Raw genomic sequence first — 18,375 nt, 5'->3', positions numbered from 1 at the left:
TCTCAGTCTCAGTCTCAGTCTCAGTCTCAGTCTCAGTCTCAGTCTCAGTCTCAGTCTCAGTCTCAGTCTCAGTCTCAGTCTCAGTCTCAGTCTCAAGAGAGTCATCCTCGGACACATCAAAAATCAAGCTATCATCAATAACGATGTCCGTTGATTCTAGATATTCTAGGGTTTGATCGAGGCTTTCTTCACTAACTACGAACTCTTCAAGCGCATCACCAAAATCCTCGTCATCAAGGTTAGTGTAATTCACGAGCATGTCTTGTACGTGACTCATAGCAGTAGCCAGTTCCACAGGAGTGAAGCCTTGCTCTACCAGTAAGTTGTTCACGTCGTCCATACTCATTGAACTTAAGCTTAAAGATGTCGCTGCTAATGCATCACGAGACGTCGCGGAGATTTGAATACCACCCGCTGTATTGCCTTCGCTGTCGAGTGATTGCAGGAATACCGCCATTTTCTGCACATAATCATTGGATAGATCTGTACGAGAGATATCAGCTAAATCTTGCAGGAAGACATTACCAAGGGCTAGATCGTCGGCCATGGCTGTACCAATCAAGACACCGCCAACGCTAAAGGTAACACTGTCACCGTCTTGGTAGCTAAAGCCACCATTTTCGTCTGTGTATCCCGTCATACCAGATGACGTTTCGTAGTACATTCCTTCGATTATACCATCGATAATCACGCCGTTATTAGCTGTACCTTCAGAGTTACCTGAAGTGTCTTGCGAGCTGAATAACGCTGGCGTCGTTAGTGTAGTGGCATCACCAGTGATGATGTAATCATCATCGTCCGCAGTGATGTTGTCACTGCCCGCACCAGGAATGATCAAATACTGATCACTGCCCGCCACATTGATGGTGTCGTCTGTGGCGCTACCAATCTCTAATATATAAGTCGTACCGTTGAACTCAAGTTGCTCGATATTACTAAGTGTATCTGTGCCACCGTCCGGTCTTAAAATTGTTAGCTCACCAGCACTGAAGTCATAGCTCATTTGGTAATCAGTAACATCAGAATCATAAACAACGGTATCAGTCCCTGATCCACCAACAATAGTATTGTCACCTGCACCGGCATCTACCACTGCACCACTTGTAGAGCTAACAACGATGCTATCGTCATCATCACCTGTGGTAATAGATTGGCTTTCATCAAAGCGTAAATCAAAGGTATCGGTCGAAGCTGAGCCTATATCGAGTGTATCCGTTGTTACTGTCCCGCCATCATCTGTAAAACTGTCTACCGTTTGCACTGTCACCTGCACTTCGTCATCGAATGCATGGTAGAACATTTCAATATCACCAATTTGATCAAACGGAATGCCACTAATCGTCCACTGTCCGGTACCACTATTAAAACTTGCCTGAGTCGAGTCAAGTACTGTACCGTCGAGACGGAACACAGCGGTATCGTCTAGTGCCGTGTTGACCCCTTCCAAAGTGATAGTCAATGTCTCTGAACCATCGGTGTCTGTAACGTTCGCATTAAAATTTAGAGCGATCCAAGTGTATTCATCACCAAAGGTCTTGGTGGCAGTCATATTAAGCAAGGCATCTGCCACTGGATTAAAGGTAACTGTAATAGGATATGACTCTGACTGAGTACTGGCTTCGCCGGATTCACCTAGAGCAACAGACATAGTAATGTCGATCTGACCTGAGAAATCTTCGACTCCGTCACGGCTGATCTGAATTGTTTCAATTTCAGTAATGGAAGTTACAGAAATGGTGTAATCGTAAAGATAATCACCGTCTGCGTTCACACCTGAAATAGTACCTGCTTGCTCTACACCGCCAAGAAAGACTTTGTAGCCAAATGGTACATCTTCTAGAGTGACTGAAGTGATATTTTCGCTGCTATCAATCTTAGCAATATTATCTCCAAGATCCAGTTGTGCAAAACCATCCTCATCCCCAATCATAGTAGCATCAACATTAACTAAACCGTCGATAACAGATGACACTGAGGCAGTTACTCCTGCAGAAGTCAGCCATGTCTGAGTCGTATAGCTCGATGTTTCTGGATCTTCTTGCGTCAACGCCCAAGTAGTAATGCTGATACTATTACCATATTGGTTCGCTGGAGGCGTATAGGTAATAGTACTGGTATCACCAAAGTTGATACTTTCAAGTACAATATAGTCACCGGCAGGCAGCGAATTAGCTGGACTCTGCCCATCTGTTATTTGCCCACTCGTGACTGTTGTCGTAGTGACCGTATTACCATTGTACGTAAAGGTACCGCTCGCCGAACCATCAACACTCCCGGAATCGGTTACCTTGATATACAATTTCCCGTCATACATGATTCGTGAATCATCAGCAAGGTTAGATAAGCTAATCAAGAAATCTGTTGCCGTGTCTTCAAGAATGGTCGTCGAACCTGTTATCGTTAACAACTCGTCATCGGTTATTGTCAACGTACTTTCATCGGTCACTGGCGCAATATCGAAACTAAGATCTTCAAGTGGATAAGTAAGATTGCCGTTGTCACCATAGGTCGTGATAACAATATCGAAATCCACTGATGTTGGGGTATTAATATTCTCATCAGCATTAGGCGTTAAGACCAACGTCTTAAGCGTGGCAATGACAGCATTATAATCACCTTTACCTGATATCGTGTAGTAGTCTCCATACGTTGCACTCTCTATAAGCGTTGCCCCCTCTAAGGTAGCCCCCTCTAGAGATCTAATCGTAATAGAGTAGGCTCCACTATCTCCACTCGTTGTACCGTCTGTAACCGTCACTAATTCATCTAGAGTACGCGACGTATCTTCGGTGAAATCTACATTCTTTACGACTACCTCTAAATCCATTGGAGGATCCACTGGTGTCGTACCTGTGCCTGTTATGTCTATAGTAAGATTAAAGTCCACATCACTTGTTAGAGTGTCAGCATCCGTGTCATTGTGGCTCACGCTGATCGTAATGTCTGAGTAGCTACCGTTGACGAAGGTATAGCCATCAACCTCAAAAACAATACTATTGTTTTCACCACTTGCATTATCAATGGTTAGGTCCGTATTAATAACAACCTGCCAATGCCCAGTGTACACTGAACCACCGCTACCATCTGAGACATCACCTGTATAAGTACCACCTACAACTTCAACGCCGATAGGCACATTATATATATCAACGGTTTGATAAATCGTCTCCGAACCATCTATATCTTGGCCGTTTGAACCTTCACTTGCATCGTCATTTGCAATCAAGGTGAAAGGCACTTCAAAGGTAGTACGGCCTATCACTGTCACTGTGCTTGTACTGGCATCAAAAGTAACGTCACTACCACTGTCTGCGTCTGTGATGGTTCCTAGCTCTAATGTCGCGGTATCTGTTACTGCGTTTACCGTAACCGTATAAGTTCCGGTTAGATAGTCTGTAGACGGATCAGTTCCATCGTAAACAGTATCCGTTGGCGTGGTATCGGTGTAAGGATCATCGTCGCTTGGCGTGCTATCAGACACGGTATAACGGAAGTCAAACTCATAGTTATCGTCGCTATCATGATAACTATCTAAGATACTCGCAGTCACGCCTTCAACAGTACCATCACTACTAACATCGACCTGTACCCACTGCTCAGTGGCTGTGTTAGTCAGAGTGGTGCCACTTGCTGTCGTCAGTTCAATGCCTACTGGAATACTTTCTGTATTGATCCAAAGCCCAGTTAATTGCTCATTATCACCACCGCCGTTATCAGAGAAAATAAACGTTAGCGGTTGATCAGTGTCTTCATCTTGTGTCGCCGTACCTACCAATATACCTTCTGCTTGAGGGGTCACTAAAATAGACAGACTAATTGGTTCTTTATCTGAGTCACCTTGAGTATTACCACTGACATCATCATCGTCTACTGTTTGCAGATCAAGACTAAAGTCTACTGTGCCATTGAAGTTACTTGGGATATCTAACTTAGCATTACCAAAATCAGCTAATTCAACAAGCCACTCGGTGTCGGTCAATTTAACAACGCCCGTACCACTAACACTAAAGCCTTGATTCACTTGATCTTGGGTTAATATGATGGTGACCATTAAGCTTTCTGTTCCGTCGCCCCCAGAAATATCTGCAGAGCTAAATTCTGGCTGATTACCTATGAACAAATTGACTAAGGAAACAGATCCCACATCTTCATGGACAATAGCATTGTACTCCTGATCAACGCCGTCATTGTCAGTCAGAGTAACTGTTTTTTTATTATCGCCAGTCGGGGCATCTGATACACCTGTGACAGTGATGTTAATATCAAGATCTTCGACTATGTCACCGGTATCACTACCATCCACAGAGAAAGCAGACATCAGCAAATTAACGTCACTGTTGTCGTTGTAAACCGTTATGTACCTGAAGTCGGCGTCATTATCGAAGTTGCTAATAGTCAACTCCCAAGTACCATCTCCAGCGACAGTATCTCCAGTCTCTACTTGGTAATTATTTCCGGTCCATTGCCCATCAGAATCGGTCGTACCAGACTGGAAGCTTAAGTCGCCCTTTTCATACACTTTTCCATTGTAATAAATCGCAGCCCCATCTGGGATAAGACTCAAGGTAATAGACTGTGATTCGGAGTTATCACTGTCGTCCTCTGTCGTTATTTTAACATCTAACTCTATTCCGTTAGCTGCACTTGTATCGTCCACTGTTCCATCATCATTACGCCCAGCATCTTCATCACCAAAGGCTTGCTTGATGGCCGCGGTGATATCATCCGCAACAGGTGTGACTTCGAAGTATAAGTAAGACTCACCACTGATCGCCGTATCTTTTGTATTAGCATTATCTTCATCATGGTCGACCGTTTTAGCTTCAACCAGAATTTTAAACTCGCCGGATGAATTTGTCGGTCCGATGAACTGAAGTGTATCGAGATATTCTACCGGTATTTCTACACGCCCACTGGTGTCTGTTTTTGTGATATAAGTAGAGCCACCGTCAGTAGAATAACGATACTGAGAGCCGGTAATCGCGTTACCATCCAAGTCCATCACGGTAAATAGCGCAAAGGTTTCCTCTGAGTTAGTTTGCGCAACAGAACTGTATTGTAAATCTGTATCGTCCTCGTTAGTCCAGCCATCTGTTAGCTTAAAAGTGCCATCTGTATGCAGATTAAACCAAACTGGAGTGTCTGTTCCAGCATCGCCATCCTCTAACAGTTTCTCTGTGTAGGTGTGGTCTGGGTTGATGGTTAAATCAGAGGTGCTGTTGCCATCCGAATCGGTTGCTGATTCAACGGAGTCATCAGCATTCGTTTCCTCTGCGACAGGCGTTACCGCTACTTCCAATATATGCGCAAATGTCTCGGTATCTGTAGTATAAGTAACGGTTCCAGAGGCGTCGGATGACTGAACGGTATCCTTTACAGTAACGTCTACTGATAAATCAATATCTGTACTGCTGTGTGCTGGCGGTGTTAGCGTGTAATTTAGAAAGTCAGCCAAGTCGGTGGTGGTCAAATCAACAGTGTAATCAGAGCTTCCATCACCTGTTAATAATACGTTACCGCTTTCATCTTTTAGTATCCAATCAGCAGGTAAGTCATTAATTGATATGCCTGTGATACTTTCAGAGCCGTCCGTGTCAGTGAGAGCTAGACCTGAAAAGGCTTTCACAGCCGTGTCTTCGGTTGTGCTCACATCCGACAGCTTAACGTCATCCGCATCAGGACTCACATAAAGATTTAACGTCACGGAGTCGGATGTATCGTAAATAACCTGATCGGTTATCGTCGTCGTTCCGCCTGTAACTGAGTCATCATCGGTATGAGTTGAGTCAGTATCATCATCATGTGCAATCAGTTGAATACCAATACCTTCGATATCACCGCTGAAGTTTTCTGGTGGCTGAAATTCTAGATTTGGAATGGCTTTACTACTATCCAACTCAAAGCTATATTCGCCGGACGCAGGGATAGTAAACTCATCCGTTCCTACTTTTATAGTTGACCCTTCAGGCAACCCTGTCAGTGCAATAGTATAGGTTTCAGACGCATCGTCATCATTAACGGTTTTATTGAGAATAGCGCCGATATCAAACCATTCATCTTCTACCATAGTGTTAGAGTAGGTTTTATTGTCTAAGTCAGAGTCGACATTACCATCTCCAGGAGATGCATCACCATCATCAAACACTAGTTCGACTGGATCGGTAGCCGCGAGTATATCAATGTTGATGTCAACGTTTTTGGTCACCCCTGAAACGCCAGTTTGAATAGCACCAGAATCATTCACTTCATAAGCGGTAACGCTTTGCGTGATTGTTACGTTGGTCGCATCGTCTTCAACATGAATAAACTTAAGCGCCTCAAATTCAGCTTGAGTCATTGATACGTCTGCGGTTGCTATACCCGTATAATGGTATTGTGGCACGTCGGTGATTTCGATGGTGAACGAATCAGCACTCGATGTGCCGGCAAATATGTCCGTACCGTCTGCGTGCTCGATTATCATACCGTCTGGAATACCAGATAAAGTGATTAAACCAAAGCGTTCTGGTTCATCATTTTCCGCGTCATCGGCCGTCTCATCCGTCGTGTCTCCAGAGGTTGATAACACAAGCCCCAATTCAACAGAATAGCTACCTTCTTCACTATTTGCATTGTCCTCTACGATATTGATATTACTATCCGAGCCTGTCGGCGTATCCGTTACAGGTGTAACAGTGATATTAATGTTACCTGTAGCCGTATCACCATCGTTATCCGTTACCGAGTAAGCAAAAGTTGGGGTGCCGCTATAGTTCGCCACAGGTACAAATGTGAGCGAACCATCACCATTATTGGTTAAAGTGCCAATAGGATTTGAATGGTCTGTATCGTTTGAATCATATAGGTCTATGGTTTCATCGGCTTCAAGAAGTTGATCGCCCGTACCATTATTGATGGTAATCTGTCCGTCTTTAAAGTCTTCATTGGAAATAAAGATGTCTGAGTCAGAATCGGTCGCTAGCGTATCTTCGTCCATGACGACATTCTGAGAGCCTGCTTCAGGTAGAGAGTCATTAACGGTTACTGTAAATTCTTGCGTTAAAGCCGTATTAGTAGTTGTAGCATTCTGATCTGTGACGTTGTAGGCAAACGTAAATACCACATTATCATCAGATATCGCCGGATCAAGATCAACCGTTGGATGATCGATATTCCCATACTGTGTATAGGTGTAGCTATCGTCGCTACCACCAACCGCGTTTTTATTAAGAACTATCTCAAATACACGATCGCTATCATCACGACCAGTGCCTGCATAGGCAGTAATGGTATCACCGTCCACAACATACTCAACAATAGTGCCATTGGATGTTAACTCTGTATAACCGCTATTACCTGATGTGAAGGTTGGGTTACCTGCGAAGCTTAATTCATAACCATTGTCACCATCAGGCGCAACGTTGTTTAACGGCTTAGTATCAGTGATTGTGCTGGTTGAGTTACCAGCAACAAAATCATCTTCATCGACAGATGCATCATCTGGATTACCAGGGATCACACCATCTCGAATGATTCCTATAACAGATTTGCCAGTGCCATCCTCAGCACCCAGAACAATGTTCTCATAAGTAGCTTGATCTTGGGTAACGTTTGTAATAGTCGCAGTATAAGACTCATTATTGTCTGCCACGAAGTCATCTATTGATTCGTGTGTAATGGTCGCGCTACTTTCCCCTCCAACAATCGTTACCTCGACTGTTTTCGGGGTATCATCTCTAAAGTCATCGTTTGAGGTTCCATCAGGTGAATAAGTAATAGTAACAGAGATAGTTTCACCAGTAGGAACAATGATAGGATTACCGCTTGCATCAACCAATTTAACCGTATGAGTTAAGTCATTACCTTCGTAGACAGTCTCATTATTTTCAATAACAACGTAAATACTGTCCTCTGGGCCATAGCTACCACTTGTATTTCCATCCGAACCTGGATTGTCGTCTGACTGTTCCGTCAAGGCCGGGTTGTCAGTAATGGTTGTCGTGACTGGCGATGGATCAATGGTTACACTGACGTATTTAGCAGTACCATCAGTGGGATGCAGATAGCTGTCCTCTACGATTGACACCGTAAATTTTTCACCGTCATCACTTAGATAATCATCAAATGCAGTCGTAGAGATCACTTCACCTAGGGTTATAGTCGTTTGAGTTGTATCATCAAAGTCTTGAGTACCATCACCGATAGTTTGTGAATCTGCACCTGTGGCAGTACCATCTGTGAACTCGATATCGACAGTCCCTATTTGGGTCGATAGCACTGTATTCGAAGTAAATTCTGTTTCCTCCAAATCAAAGGCCAGTGCCATGTATTTAGCATCATCACTTTCCGGCGTACTGTTGGCAAACATATATGTAACACCATCGGCCTCAAAGATAGGATCACCATTTTCATCCAAAGCAATCAGCTTAATTTGTATAGCGTCGATGCTATCAAGGATTTCGGTCTTCACAATCGTTGTATCAATGTCTACATCTTCATAACCTGTTGTAGACGTTGGGCGTTCATAGCTGCCATCTGTAATAGAGATGCTAAATGTCTCACCTGTTTCAAGCGTTGAATCATCAAATACTGCTACACTGACAACCTCCCCGAGCGTGACTGTTTGACTTGTGCTGTTAAAGTCTTGCGAACCATCGCCTGCTGTTTGTTCAGTAGCTCCCTGCGCTAAAGAAGCGCTGGTCAAAATCACTTCAACCGTTCCTACTTGCTCTGATAAAAGTGTAGATGGACTAAAAGTGGTTTCTGCCGGGTCAAATGCCAACACCATATATCGCGCTTCGGTGCCTTCTAAAGCCTCATTCACTAGAACATATTCACCAGCAGCATCATCAACAACGGGATTACCGTTAAGGTCCAGAGCAACTAACTTAATTTGAACGATTTCAGGGTCTGATTCGTCACCATCTGTTGTATTGTTTGGTGTATCAATAGCACCGTTATCTGTGATGGTGGTTTCAACATTGCTTTCTACAATTGATACTGATGTGTGAAGCACAGGATCAGGATCTTGGTAGTTATCAATAGTGACAGTGAAAGATTCACCATTGTCTGAAAGATAGTCATCTACAGCAGCAGCAGAAACAGCAACACCTAGCGCTATACTCTCTAGGCTAGATTGTGGCAAAAAGTCGTCTCCAGCGACGATCGCGCTGTCTCTCGTCGCGGAATCATCCGTAAACGTAAAGTCAACCGTACCTTCTTGTATCTCAAGTACAGAATCATCATTAAAGACTGTTGTGCCCGGGGAAAACGCTAGCGCGACATAATAGACATCACCACCCTCTGGCATTTCATTTACTTCAATGTAGTTACCATCATCATCTTCGAGTGGGGTGCCATCAGACGCAGAAGCAACGATTTTAATCAGTGTTTCAGTAGGCGTCACTACAGCTACTGGATCCTCTGGCTCTTCTTCTGGCTCTTCTTCTGGCTCTTCTTCTGGCTCTTCTTCTGGCTCTTCTTCTGACTCTTCTTCTGACTCTTCTTCTGGTTCTGGCTCTTCTTCTGGTTCTGGCTCTTCTTCTGGTTCTGGCTCTTCTTCTGGTTCTGACTCTTCCACTACGACTTCTTCAGCCAATAGCTGCGGCGAATTATCAGTTGTTTGCTCAGCTTCCACTTCGGTTTCAATATCACGCGTTTCTGTTACAAAACCAGCTGTAATTTCACCTTCTCCTGCAGTACGCTCATCTTCTACACCGACTTGATTTGAAGAACTAAGCTCTTCTCCAGCTTGATTAGATAAGTTTATCGCTTCTGCTTGATCTTGGATTACTTGTTGCTGAGCAGCCTCCAGCGTAATTTGAGTACCGTCGGCACTTTGAAACTGCCCATCGATAATTGCTCGCTGCAAGGACTCAAAATCACCTGTTAACTCATCAGGAAGACTCTCAAAACCTTGCAAAGGTAAAACACTGTCATCTAATAAAAATTGTGAATCGCCGCCTAACGTAATGGTATTGCCATCTATCGTTTCTACGGCTACAGCAGCACCTTCTTGTGTCATAATAACTTCATTAAGAAAGATCTCCGACCCTTCTTCTACGACACGAACTTCTTGAGTATCAGTATCTAAGACTAAAACCTCGCCTTTTACGCTGATGATTCTACCAGCTGCTATAGCCATATCGAACTCCATTTAAATAAGTATAAAAAGTACATTGGCGCCAATATACAGCAGAATGAATAAGGATAAATAGTGTACTCAAGGACAGTATCCAGACTCTATTTACAAAGAAAAAACACATCCTTTATGCTTGCACATTCCCATTGAGTTCAGGCAAACCATGTCAGAGCAGAGAAAACAACACCCACACCAGTAAAAAACATCAATAGAACACCAATATCATACATACAGTTACAATACGACACACAATAAAACATTGGAAAAAACTTAATTGGTTTAAATTTGCGCACCTTGAATTAAAAATGCCGAAACAGAATATTATGCGAATAGCAATTTTACATTATACAGCTCTAGCTGCCTCTCTTGGCTTGTCTAACTTTAGTTTTGGTATGACCTTAGAGTCAGCCGTTAGTGATGCTGTCCTCAGCAACCCTGAGTTCAGGGCCGAAGTAAAACGCTATCACTCTTACCAGTCTGATGTGCGTAATGCAAAAAGCAGCTATTTACCGACCATTGATTTAAACGCTGGCATTGGCTACGAAGAAGTCGACGATCAGAGTATCGATAATGTTGGACATGGCCTAACACGTAAGGAAGCTTCAATATCACTCACTCAAAACTTATTTAATGGTTTCGGCGATGTGAATGAAGTAAAGCGTCAAGAATACCGCACAAATGCTCAAGCATTTGCAGCTATTGCACAAGCAAATGATATTGCTCTAGAGATGATTGAAGCGTATATAGAGCTACTAAAAGAGCAAGAATTTCATCAGTTAGCACAAGAAAACATGAGCACTCATCAACAAATTCTTGAGCAAATCACTCAGCGTAATGATGCTGGTATAGGCGACCAAGTAGAACTAGACCAAGCCAGCGCTCGTTTAGCTTTAGCAGAATCGAATTATGCAGCTGCTGAAAATAACTACTACGATACACAAGCTCGTTTTCGTCGCGTGCTAGGGCGAGACCCTGACAACCTTCTGGTGAAACCAGTATTTCGAGAAGAATTACCAAAATCTTTGGAAGATGCAACCAAATTTGCTCTTAATGAGCATCCAACACTGCGTACAGCAAACAATGATGTTCTGGAAACTGAATATCAATATAAAGCAGCAAGTCGCTTCCATTATCCAAGTGTCGATTTTGTTGTTGAACAAACATTTGATCATGACATTTCAGGTGTAGAGGGTAAAGATCATAACTTCCAAGCGATGCTTCGGTTAAGTTATAACCTGTACAATGGCGGCAGTGACTCTGCTGATAAAGACCGTACTCAACATGAATACCAAGCGTCAAACGAAGTACGGGACAACACACGTCGTCAAGTGATAGAAAACTTACGTTACGCATGGAACGCAAAAATTTATGTTGAACAGCAACTATCTTATATTGAAAAACACATAAAACTCACATATGACACACTGACAGGCTACCGTAATCAATTTACTTTAGGTCGTCGTACATTACTCGACTTACTAAATACAGAAAACGAGTACTACAGCGCCACACAGAACTTAATTAGTAGTGAGTACGAATTACTAAAAGCTAACTACCGAGTAATGGCTGGAATGGGCACATTATTGCCAAGTTTCGACCTGAACTATGACTTTATAGAAGCCGACTCCCTGTTAGTTCACAATGACCAATAAAAGGATTTACGCCATGATTCCAACAGCAAAAAAACACTTAATTGGTTTATTAATCTCCAGCGGAGTTGCTTTAACTGTTTGCAGTAACAGTCAAGCTAGCTCAAACACAACCCCAAATGATGAAGCTTCCGTTTCAGCTGAAATGTTACAAAGCAGTTTTGAAAAAACCGCTTTGGCACATCGAAAGCCGGGTGATATCGAGGAAAATTCATTTGAAGCAAAGCTAAGAGATAGTATTCGTTCTGAACTAAATATCGACTTTGGTTACTTGAAAAATGCCCAAGAATCTGAGCTATTATTGGCACTAATTAAAGAAGATACACATCTTGCACACTTCAAACATGCCAGTCACCACGGCAGTGATTTGGAGCAACTATGGGCTCTATTACCAGCGCTTCCAACACTTGAACAGCGTAAAGCAATAAAAGTGGCCTTAAACGAGCGCTTTGATGAGACCCCTAATTTGCCGAATGATAAAATGGCAGAGCTAATGGACTTGCAACTTAATCGTTTATTTGGTGGTTTTACCGTCAGTCTTGATGCTCTTACATTGGAAACAGAACAGTTTGAAAGTTTATTAGTTGATGGGCTTAAGTCTGAGGGATTAAATATTAGTGCTCGCCATCCATCTCTGACTTTAGAATACTTTATTGAAACTTATACTGATCAAGGAGAAGTTGAACTGATCGCTGATTTCGAATTTAAAGACCGTAGTGCTCGGACCTTTCATACTCTAAGCCATGAGACTACTTACTCATCGAATGATGGCGATCAAGCTCAAAAGAATGCTTTTTCATCTTTAGCGAACGATATTTCGAAACAACTGCTCGAAAAAGCCACTACTCGCATCAACAACGTTAATAACGTTAAATAGATCAAAAGGATTGTTCGTATGAAGTTTGTATGGTTACCACTGACTGCTGCGTTGTTAGCTACTGGTACTATTGCGTTCGCAGAAAAAAATAAGCAACCGCACTTAGCCGATAAAGACCTCTCACCAAAAGAGGTAAATGAAATTTACGCTGACCTCGATCAAGATAAAGTACCAACTAAAAATGATCAGTGCCAAAATACAGAGCTATTCGGCGCAGTGAATAGCATAGGATGTGATTTAGACTCTGATCAAGATGGTATTTATGATAAAAGTGATCAGTGCCCAAACACGACTGAAGGCATTGCTGTCAACTTCCTTGGTTGCGCAGCGGATACAGATTACGATAGTGTTGTCGATTCGCAAGATCATTGCCCTTTAACGCCTTTAGGAACAAAAATTGATTTAAATGGCTGCAAAATTATTGACGACTCAGACCATGATGGCGTTACAGATAACATTGACCAATGCCTAGATACTCCTCTAGAAGTTGAAGTCAATCAGTTTGGCTGTCAACCTCGTACGTCTTTGCTTATCAATATTGTTTTTGATACGGCATCTTATAATATTCGCTCTGACCAAGAACATTATTTAGCTAAGGATTTAAATACCTTAAAAGACTTACAAGAAGGTGAAGTTATTTTAATTGTAGGTCATACTGACAATATTGGTAGCATTTCTGACAATATAAGTCTCTCTTGGAATAGAACAGAAAGTGTTAAGCAATATTTAATGGCACACTCTGAGGTAGATTTTTCGAAAATCTACCTAATAGGGCAAGGTGAATCATCACCTATTGCAGATAACTCAACGAGTGTTGGGCGTCAAGAAAACCGCCGTATTGAGCTTGAAGTGATGACACAAGAAGCGTTACCACAATCAGCTATACTAGAGACACGTAAATAACATTTAAGGAATGGCACCTTGCTATGGGTTAAAAGAGTAATATTAAAATATCAAAGCAAACAATGGCTATTGTTTGCTTTGATATTCACTCTTTTCGTGCAAAGTGCTCCCCCTTCTAATGCTGTCATTTCTAAAAAAGAGATCGATGCAGCAAGTAAGGAATATGGAGTGCTTGCTACACGACGTATGCAAGCTTTGCTAACATTAATAGCTGAAAATTCAAATCGCCCAGAACGTCTTAAAGTCAACCTAGTGAACAGTTTTTTTAGCAAAGTTACCTATATGGAGGATAAACAAGTCTGGAAGACAAATGATTTTTGGGCGACCCCTGCTGAATTGCTTGCCAAAGATAAAGGTGACGCAGAAGACTTTGCTATAGCCAAATTTTTTACTTTATTAGCAATGGGCATAGATGAAAAAAAACTCTACTTCTCTTATGTTAACGCAACACGAATCAAGCGCTCGCACATAGTTCTAACTTACTTCAGATCCCCTAATTCAGAGCCTCTAATAATGGACAGTTTAACTGATCGGGTGCTAAAGGCTAGTGCTCGTTCAGACTTAATACCGATATACAGTTTTAACGCCAAAGATTTAAGAAATTCGGACCAAACATCAAGCAAACAAGATTTCGACAACTCCATACACCAATGGGGACAGATGGTTACTCGTATGAAGCAAGGTATTTTGAAATAACCGTTTAATTATTTACCCAGTGATGGATTCATTATGACTTTTAAATCAAACATTCTAATTTTTATAAGCGTCATGCTTTTGGTGTTATTAGTTGGTTCATTTACATTGAATATATCCCACACAAAAGCTTTTCTGGAGAAGCAGCTCCAATCTCATTCTTACGATAGTGCAAATTCTCTCGGGCTTTCTTTAAGTACGGTCGCTGATAACCCTGTCAGTATAACAACCATGATTGATGCTGTATTTGATAGGGGGCACTTTTCGATAATTGAACTGGTAAGTATGGATGGCCAATTAATTTATAAACGAACCAATCAAATTTCTGAGCCAAAGATTCCTAGCTGGTTTATTGCTTTAGTTGATATCAATGTTTCACCTTCTCTTGCTGTCGTACAAAAAGGCTGGAGCCCTATTGGTGAACTTAAAGTTCAATCTCAGAAAAACTATGCATACATCGAGCTGTGGCTTGTATTTAAAACTCTCGTTCAGTGGTTTCTTGTCGCTGCTGTAATCTTTTTAAATGTCGCGTATTTTACGATTCGAGTTTTACTTCAGCCGCTCAACAAAACTCAAGAACAAGCGCACGCTATTGTAAATAAGGAGTATCTTTTACAGGATCCATTGCCATCAACAACTGAGTTCCGTAGGTTAGCGGAAGCTATGAATAGTATGGTTTCCAAATTACAACAGGTATTCACTCGAGAAGCACAGATAGTAGAAAAACTCCGCTCAATAGCTTATGAAGATAGTGTCACAGGGCTCTATAACAGACACTATTTTGATATGACTTTTACCAGTATCGTTGACGAAGAACAGGCCTCAGCTCAAGGTAGCGCTTGCTTGCTACGCATTGATGGTTTGAAAGAACTTAACACTCAATATGGCTATCAGTTAGGAAATGAGTTAGTTAAACACATTGCTAAGCAATTCCATACCACATTGAATAATCATGCCGGCTTCTACGCACGCTTAAATGGTATCGAACTTATTGCTTTACTGCCAAATACACAACCAATAGAGCTGAGAGATAGGGTAGCCAAATTATTGACTTACCCAAGAGCGCTTCAAAAAGAATTAAATCTTGAAACGATGCCGATATCACTGACTTCAGCTATCACACGCTATGAGCCAAACGAATCTAAATCTAATCTTTTTAGTCAATTGGATTTCTTGATCCAACAAGCAGAAGCCAAACACTATGAACCTGTGCTGTTACAAAAAGATAACGTGGACAGTACATTCAACAATAATCATTGGCAAAAACTTATCGATAGCGCGATAACGGAACAGAACTTTAAACTATTCAAACAAGAAGCTTATGGGCTTGATGAAAGCGTTTATGAAAGCGAATTACTTGTACGTATGGTAACAGAAGACAATAAAATTCAGTCAGCAGCCTACTTTATGCCGGCAGTCAAACAACTGAACATGCAAAGTAAGATTGATGAGTTAGTTTTACAACTAGTGACAACACACCTACAAGAAAATAATAGCAACTCATATCATTCCATAAACCTTAGCGAAGCATTACTTAAGGATATTCAGTTGTTTGAAAAGCTATTACCACAGTTTAAGAAAGCACAAGGTGCTAATTTGGCTTTTGAGTTTCCTGAAACAGCTGTATATGAAAACCTTACGGCGGCTAAGAGCATTTTCAGCACATTGCGTCAGATGGACTTCAAAGTAGGTATTGACCGCTTTGGTATCCAAATCGCGGATCTACAGTACCTTTGCGATATTCATCCGGATTATATCAAACTCGATGCTTCATTTAGCAATCAGATTGAATCAGATGCGAGCACAAGTTCTTATGTAATTAGTATCTGCGAAGTGACCAGCAATTTGGATATTGATGTTTTTGCCATGTCGATTGAGAAAGAAGCTCAATTAGACGCATTTAAGAAAGCTGGTGTATCTTACTTTCAAGGTTACCACTTCAGCACACCGACACCACTATGAGCAACACATTGATTAATGAAATAAACCAAGATGCAAAACATATCGAGTCTCATGACCCACTATTAGAGTGTTTAGTAATCTATACTAAACTGTCACAGACTCCTTACACTAAAGACGCCTTGATAGCAGGCTTGCCACTAAAAGATGGAACACTAACACCAGATCTATTTAAGCGTGCAGCAAAGCGAGCAGGAATAAAAGCCCGCTTCAAAAAACGTACAATAGAAAGCATTCCTAATCTTGTGCTACCTTGCATCCTAATCCTTAAAGATCATTCTGCTTGCGTCTTACAAGAAATTGATCATCAGTCAGGACAAGCGAAGGTTATTTCTAGCTCGGCACCAGAGGGCTGGAAATATATTACTCTAGATGCGCTTAACCAAGAGTACCTTGGCTACGCTATTTACCTTAGCCATGTTCATCAACATAGCAGTACCTCAAAACCACTAATGAACAATTCAGATGAACACTGGTTTTGGTCATCTATCTGGCAAAGTAAATCCATGTATAGAGATGTCATCGCAGCCTCTTTTATCATCAACTTATTCGTCTTAGCCAATCCATTATTTGTTATGAATGTCTACGACCGAGTGGTGCCGAATAATGCAGTGGAGTCTCTCTGGGTGCTGGTACTTGGTATCAGTGTTATTTACCTATTTGATCTAGCTCTTAAATATTTACGTACCCATTTTTTAGAGACTGCAGCCAAAAAGAGCGACGTCCTTATCTCATCTAAACTTTTTGAACAAACACTCAATTTAACTCAATCGAGTAACAAGGGCACCGTAGGTAGCTTTGCCAACAAGCTAAAAGAGTTTGATAGTATCCGTAACTTCATTACTTCAAGTGCAATTTCTGCTCTCGTAGATTTACCTTTTGTTTCGATATTCCTTGCTGTTATTTTTTACATAGCAGGGCAAATTGTTTGGGTTCCAATAATTATCATTCTGCTAATGGTCTCTTACAGTTTGATTCTAAAAAAGCCTATACAACGCAGTATTGAGGCGACTTATGAAGCTCAAGATCAAAAAAACAGCGTTTTGATCGAATCTCTCTCAAGCATGTCTACTATTAAGTCTTTAGGTGTTGAGTCTAAGATGCAGTGGCAGTGGGAACAAGCTGTCGGAGAAATATCTCGTACCAGCCTTAAATCAAAAATGTTGCAGAGCTCTGTATCCCGCATGACTGGTTATATGCAACAGATGAGTACCGTTTTAATTGTACTCACTGGCGTTTATTTAATTGCTGATGGCGACTTAACGCTCGGAGGACTCATCGCTACAGTTATTCTAAGCCAGCGAGCTATATCTCCGATGGGACAAGTTGCAGGCTTGCTTGGCAGCTATCAACAAACCAAAACGGCCTATAACTCATTAAATGAATTGATGTCGAAAGATGTTGAGCGACCAGCAGACAAACGATTCATTGCCCATCCCTGCTTTGAGGGTAGAGTAGAGTTTGTCGACGTAACATTTACTTATCCAGGAGAAACCAAGCCGTCTCTTAGAAACGTATCATTTAAGATCGATAAGCACGAAAAAGTTGGTATTATTGGGCGTATCGGCTCGGGTAAATCAACTATCGAAAAGCTTATTCTTGGCTTATATCAAATCGACTCTGGCAGCATTCTAATCGATGGTCTTGACATTCAGCAACTTGATCCTGCTGAGCTGCGTCGAAGTATTAACTATGTACCACAAGATGTTGTACTTTTCCGCGGAGATATACGTGAGAACATCGCATATCGTGCTCCCTATGTGGAAGATGATGTAATTATTCGAGCATCAAAACTTGCTGGTGTAGACGATTTCGTAAAACGCCATCCTGCAGGCTACGGATTACAAATTAGCGAGAGCGGGCATAATATCTCTGGTGGGCAACGCCAAAGTATTGGTATTGCACGTGCTCTACTGCTAGATGCTCCCTTCTTATTATTAGATGAACCCACTAATACCTTAGACGGAACTACCGAGCAAGCATTGCTGAAAAACTTAAAACAAGTTGAATTGAATACCACATTCTTACTTGTGACCCATAAGATGAGTCTTTTGGTTTTGGTGGATCGTCTACTTGTATTAGAAGACGGTAAATTAGTTGCTGATGGCGAAAAAAATGCTGTACTTAAAAGTTTACAGAAAAAGACACCTTCAAATGCACAGACAGGAGCCTAA

Annotated in this window: 7 protein-coding genes; 6 read left to right on the top strand and 1 reads right to left on the bottom strand. The window is 41.7% G+C overall.

Annotated elements, in window-relative coordinates:
- On the bottom strand, positions 1-10,123 hold a 10,123-nt coding region (locus ABFY09_RS13850; RefSeq protein WP_347984869.1), incomplete at its 3' end, for an Ig-like domain-containing protein.
- 320 nt (positions 10,124-10,443) lie between these two features.
- On the opposite strand from ABFY09_RS13850, the gene ABFY09_RS13845 reads away from it, so the two are divergent.
- The 6 genes from ABFY09_RS13845 to ABFY09_RS13820 are packed head-to-tail and all read left to right on the top strand — an operon-like array spanning position 10,444 to position 18,375.
- A complete protein-coding gene (locus tag ABFY09_RS13845; protein WP_347984868.1) occupies positions 10,444-11,772 on the top strand; it encodes a TolC family outer membrane protein in 1,329 nt (442 codons plus the stop codon).
- Positions 11,773-11,785: 13 nt separating this feature from the next.
- A complete protein-coding gene (locus ABFY09_RS13840) occupies positions 11,786-12,646 on the top strand; it encodes a hypothetical protein (protein ID WP_347984867.1) in 861 nt (286 codons plus the stop codon).
- An 18-nt stretch (positions 12,647-12,664) separates the two neighbouring features.
- Positions 12,665-13,549 carry an OmpA family protein gene (locus tag ABFY09_RS13835; protein ID WP_347984866.1) on the top strand — a complete coding sequence of 295 codons (885 nt, stop codon included), beginning with the start codon at positions 12,665-12,667 and terminating at the stop codon, positions 13,547-13,549.
- Positions 13,550-13,567: 18 nt separating this feature from the next.
- Positions 13,568-14,245: a transglutaminase-like cysteine peptidase gene (locus ABFY09_RS13830; protein WP_347984865.1), complete on the top strand. Its 678-nt coding sequence runs from the start codon at positions 13,568-13,570 to the stop codon at positions 14,243-14,245.
- A gap of 33 nt (positions 14,246-14,278) precedes the next feature.
- Positions 14,279-16,204, top strand: a complete 1,926-nt coding sequence (locus ABFY09_RS13825) for an EAL domain-containing protein (protein WP_347984864.1) — start codon at positions 14,279-14,281, stop codon at positions 16,202-16,204.
- Positions 16,201-18,375: a type I secretion system permease/ATPase gene (locus tag ABFY09_RS13820; RefSeq protein WP_347984863.1), complete on the top strand. Its 2,175-nt coding sequence runs from the start codon at positions 16,201-16,203 to the stop codon at positions 18,373-18,375. Before ABFY09_RS13825 ends, ABFY09_RS13820 begins: the two co-directional genes overlap by 4 nt.

Source organism: Marinomonas sp. 5E14-1, from assembly GCF_039939215.1.
In the GTDB taxonomy this organism is placed as follows: Bacteria; Pseudomonadota; Gammaproteobacteria; order Pseudomonadales; family Marinomonadaceae; genus Marinomonas.
The sequence above is the reverse complement of the archived record's forward strand: the minus strand, read 5'-3'. Positions and strand labels throughout refer to the sequence as shown.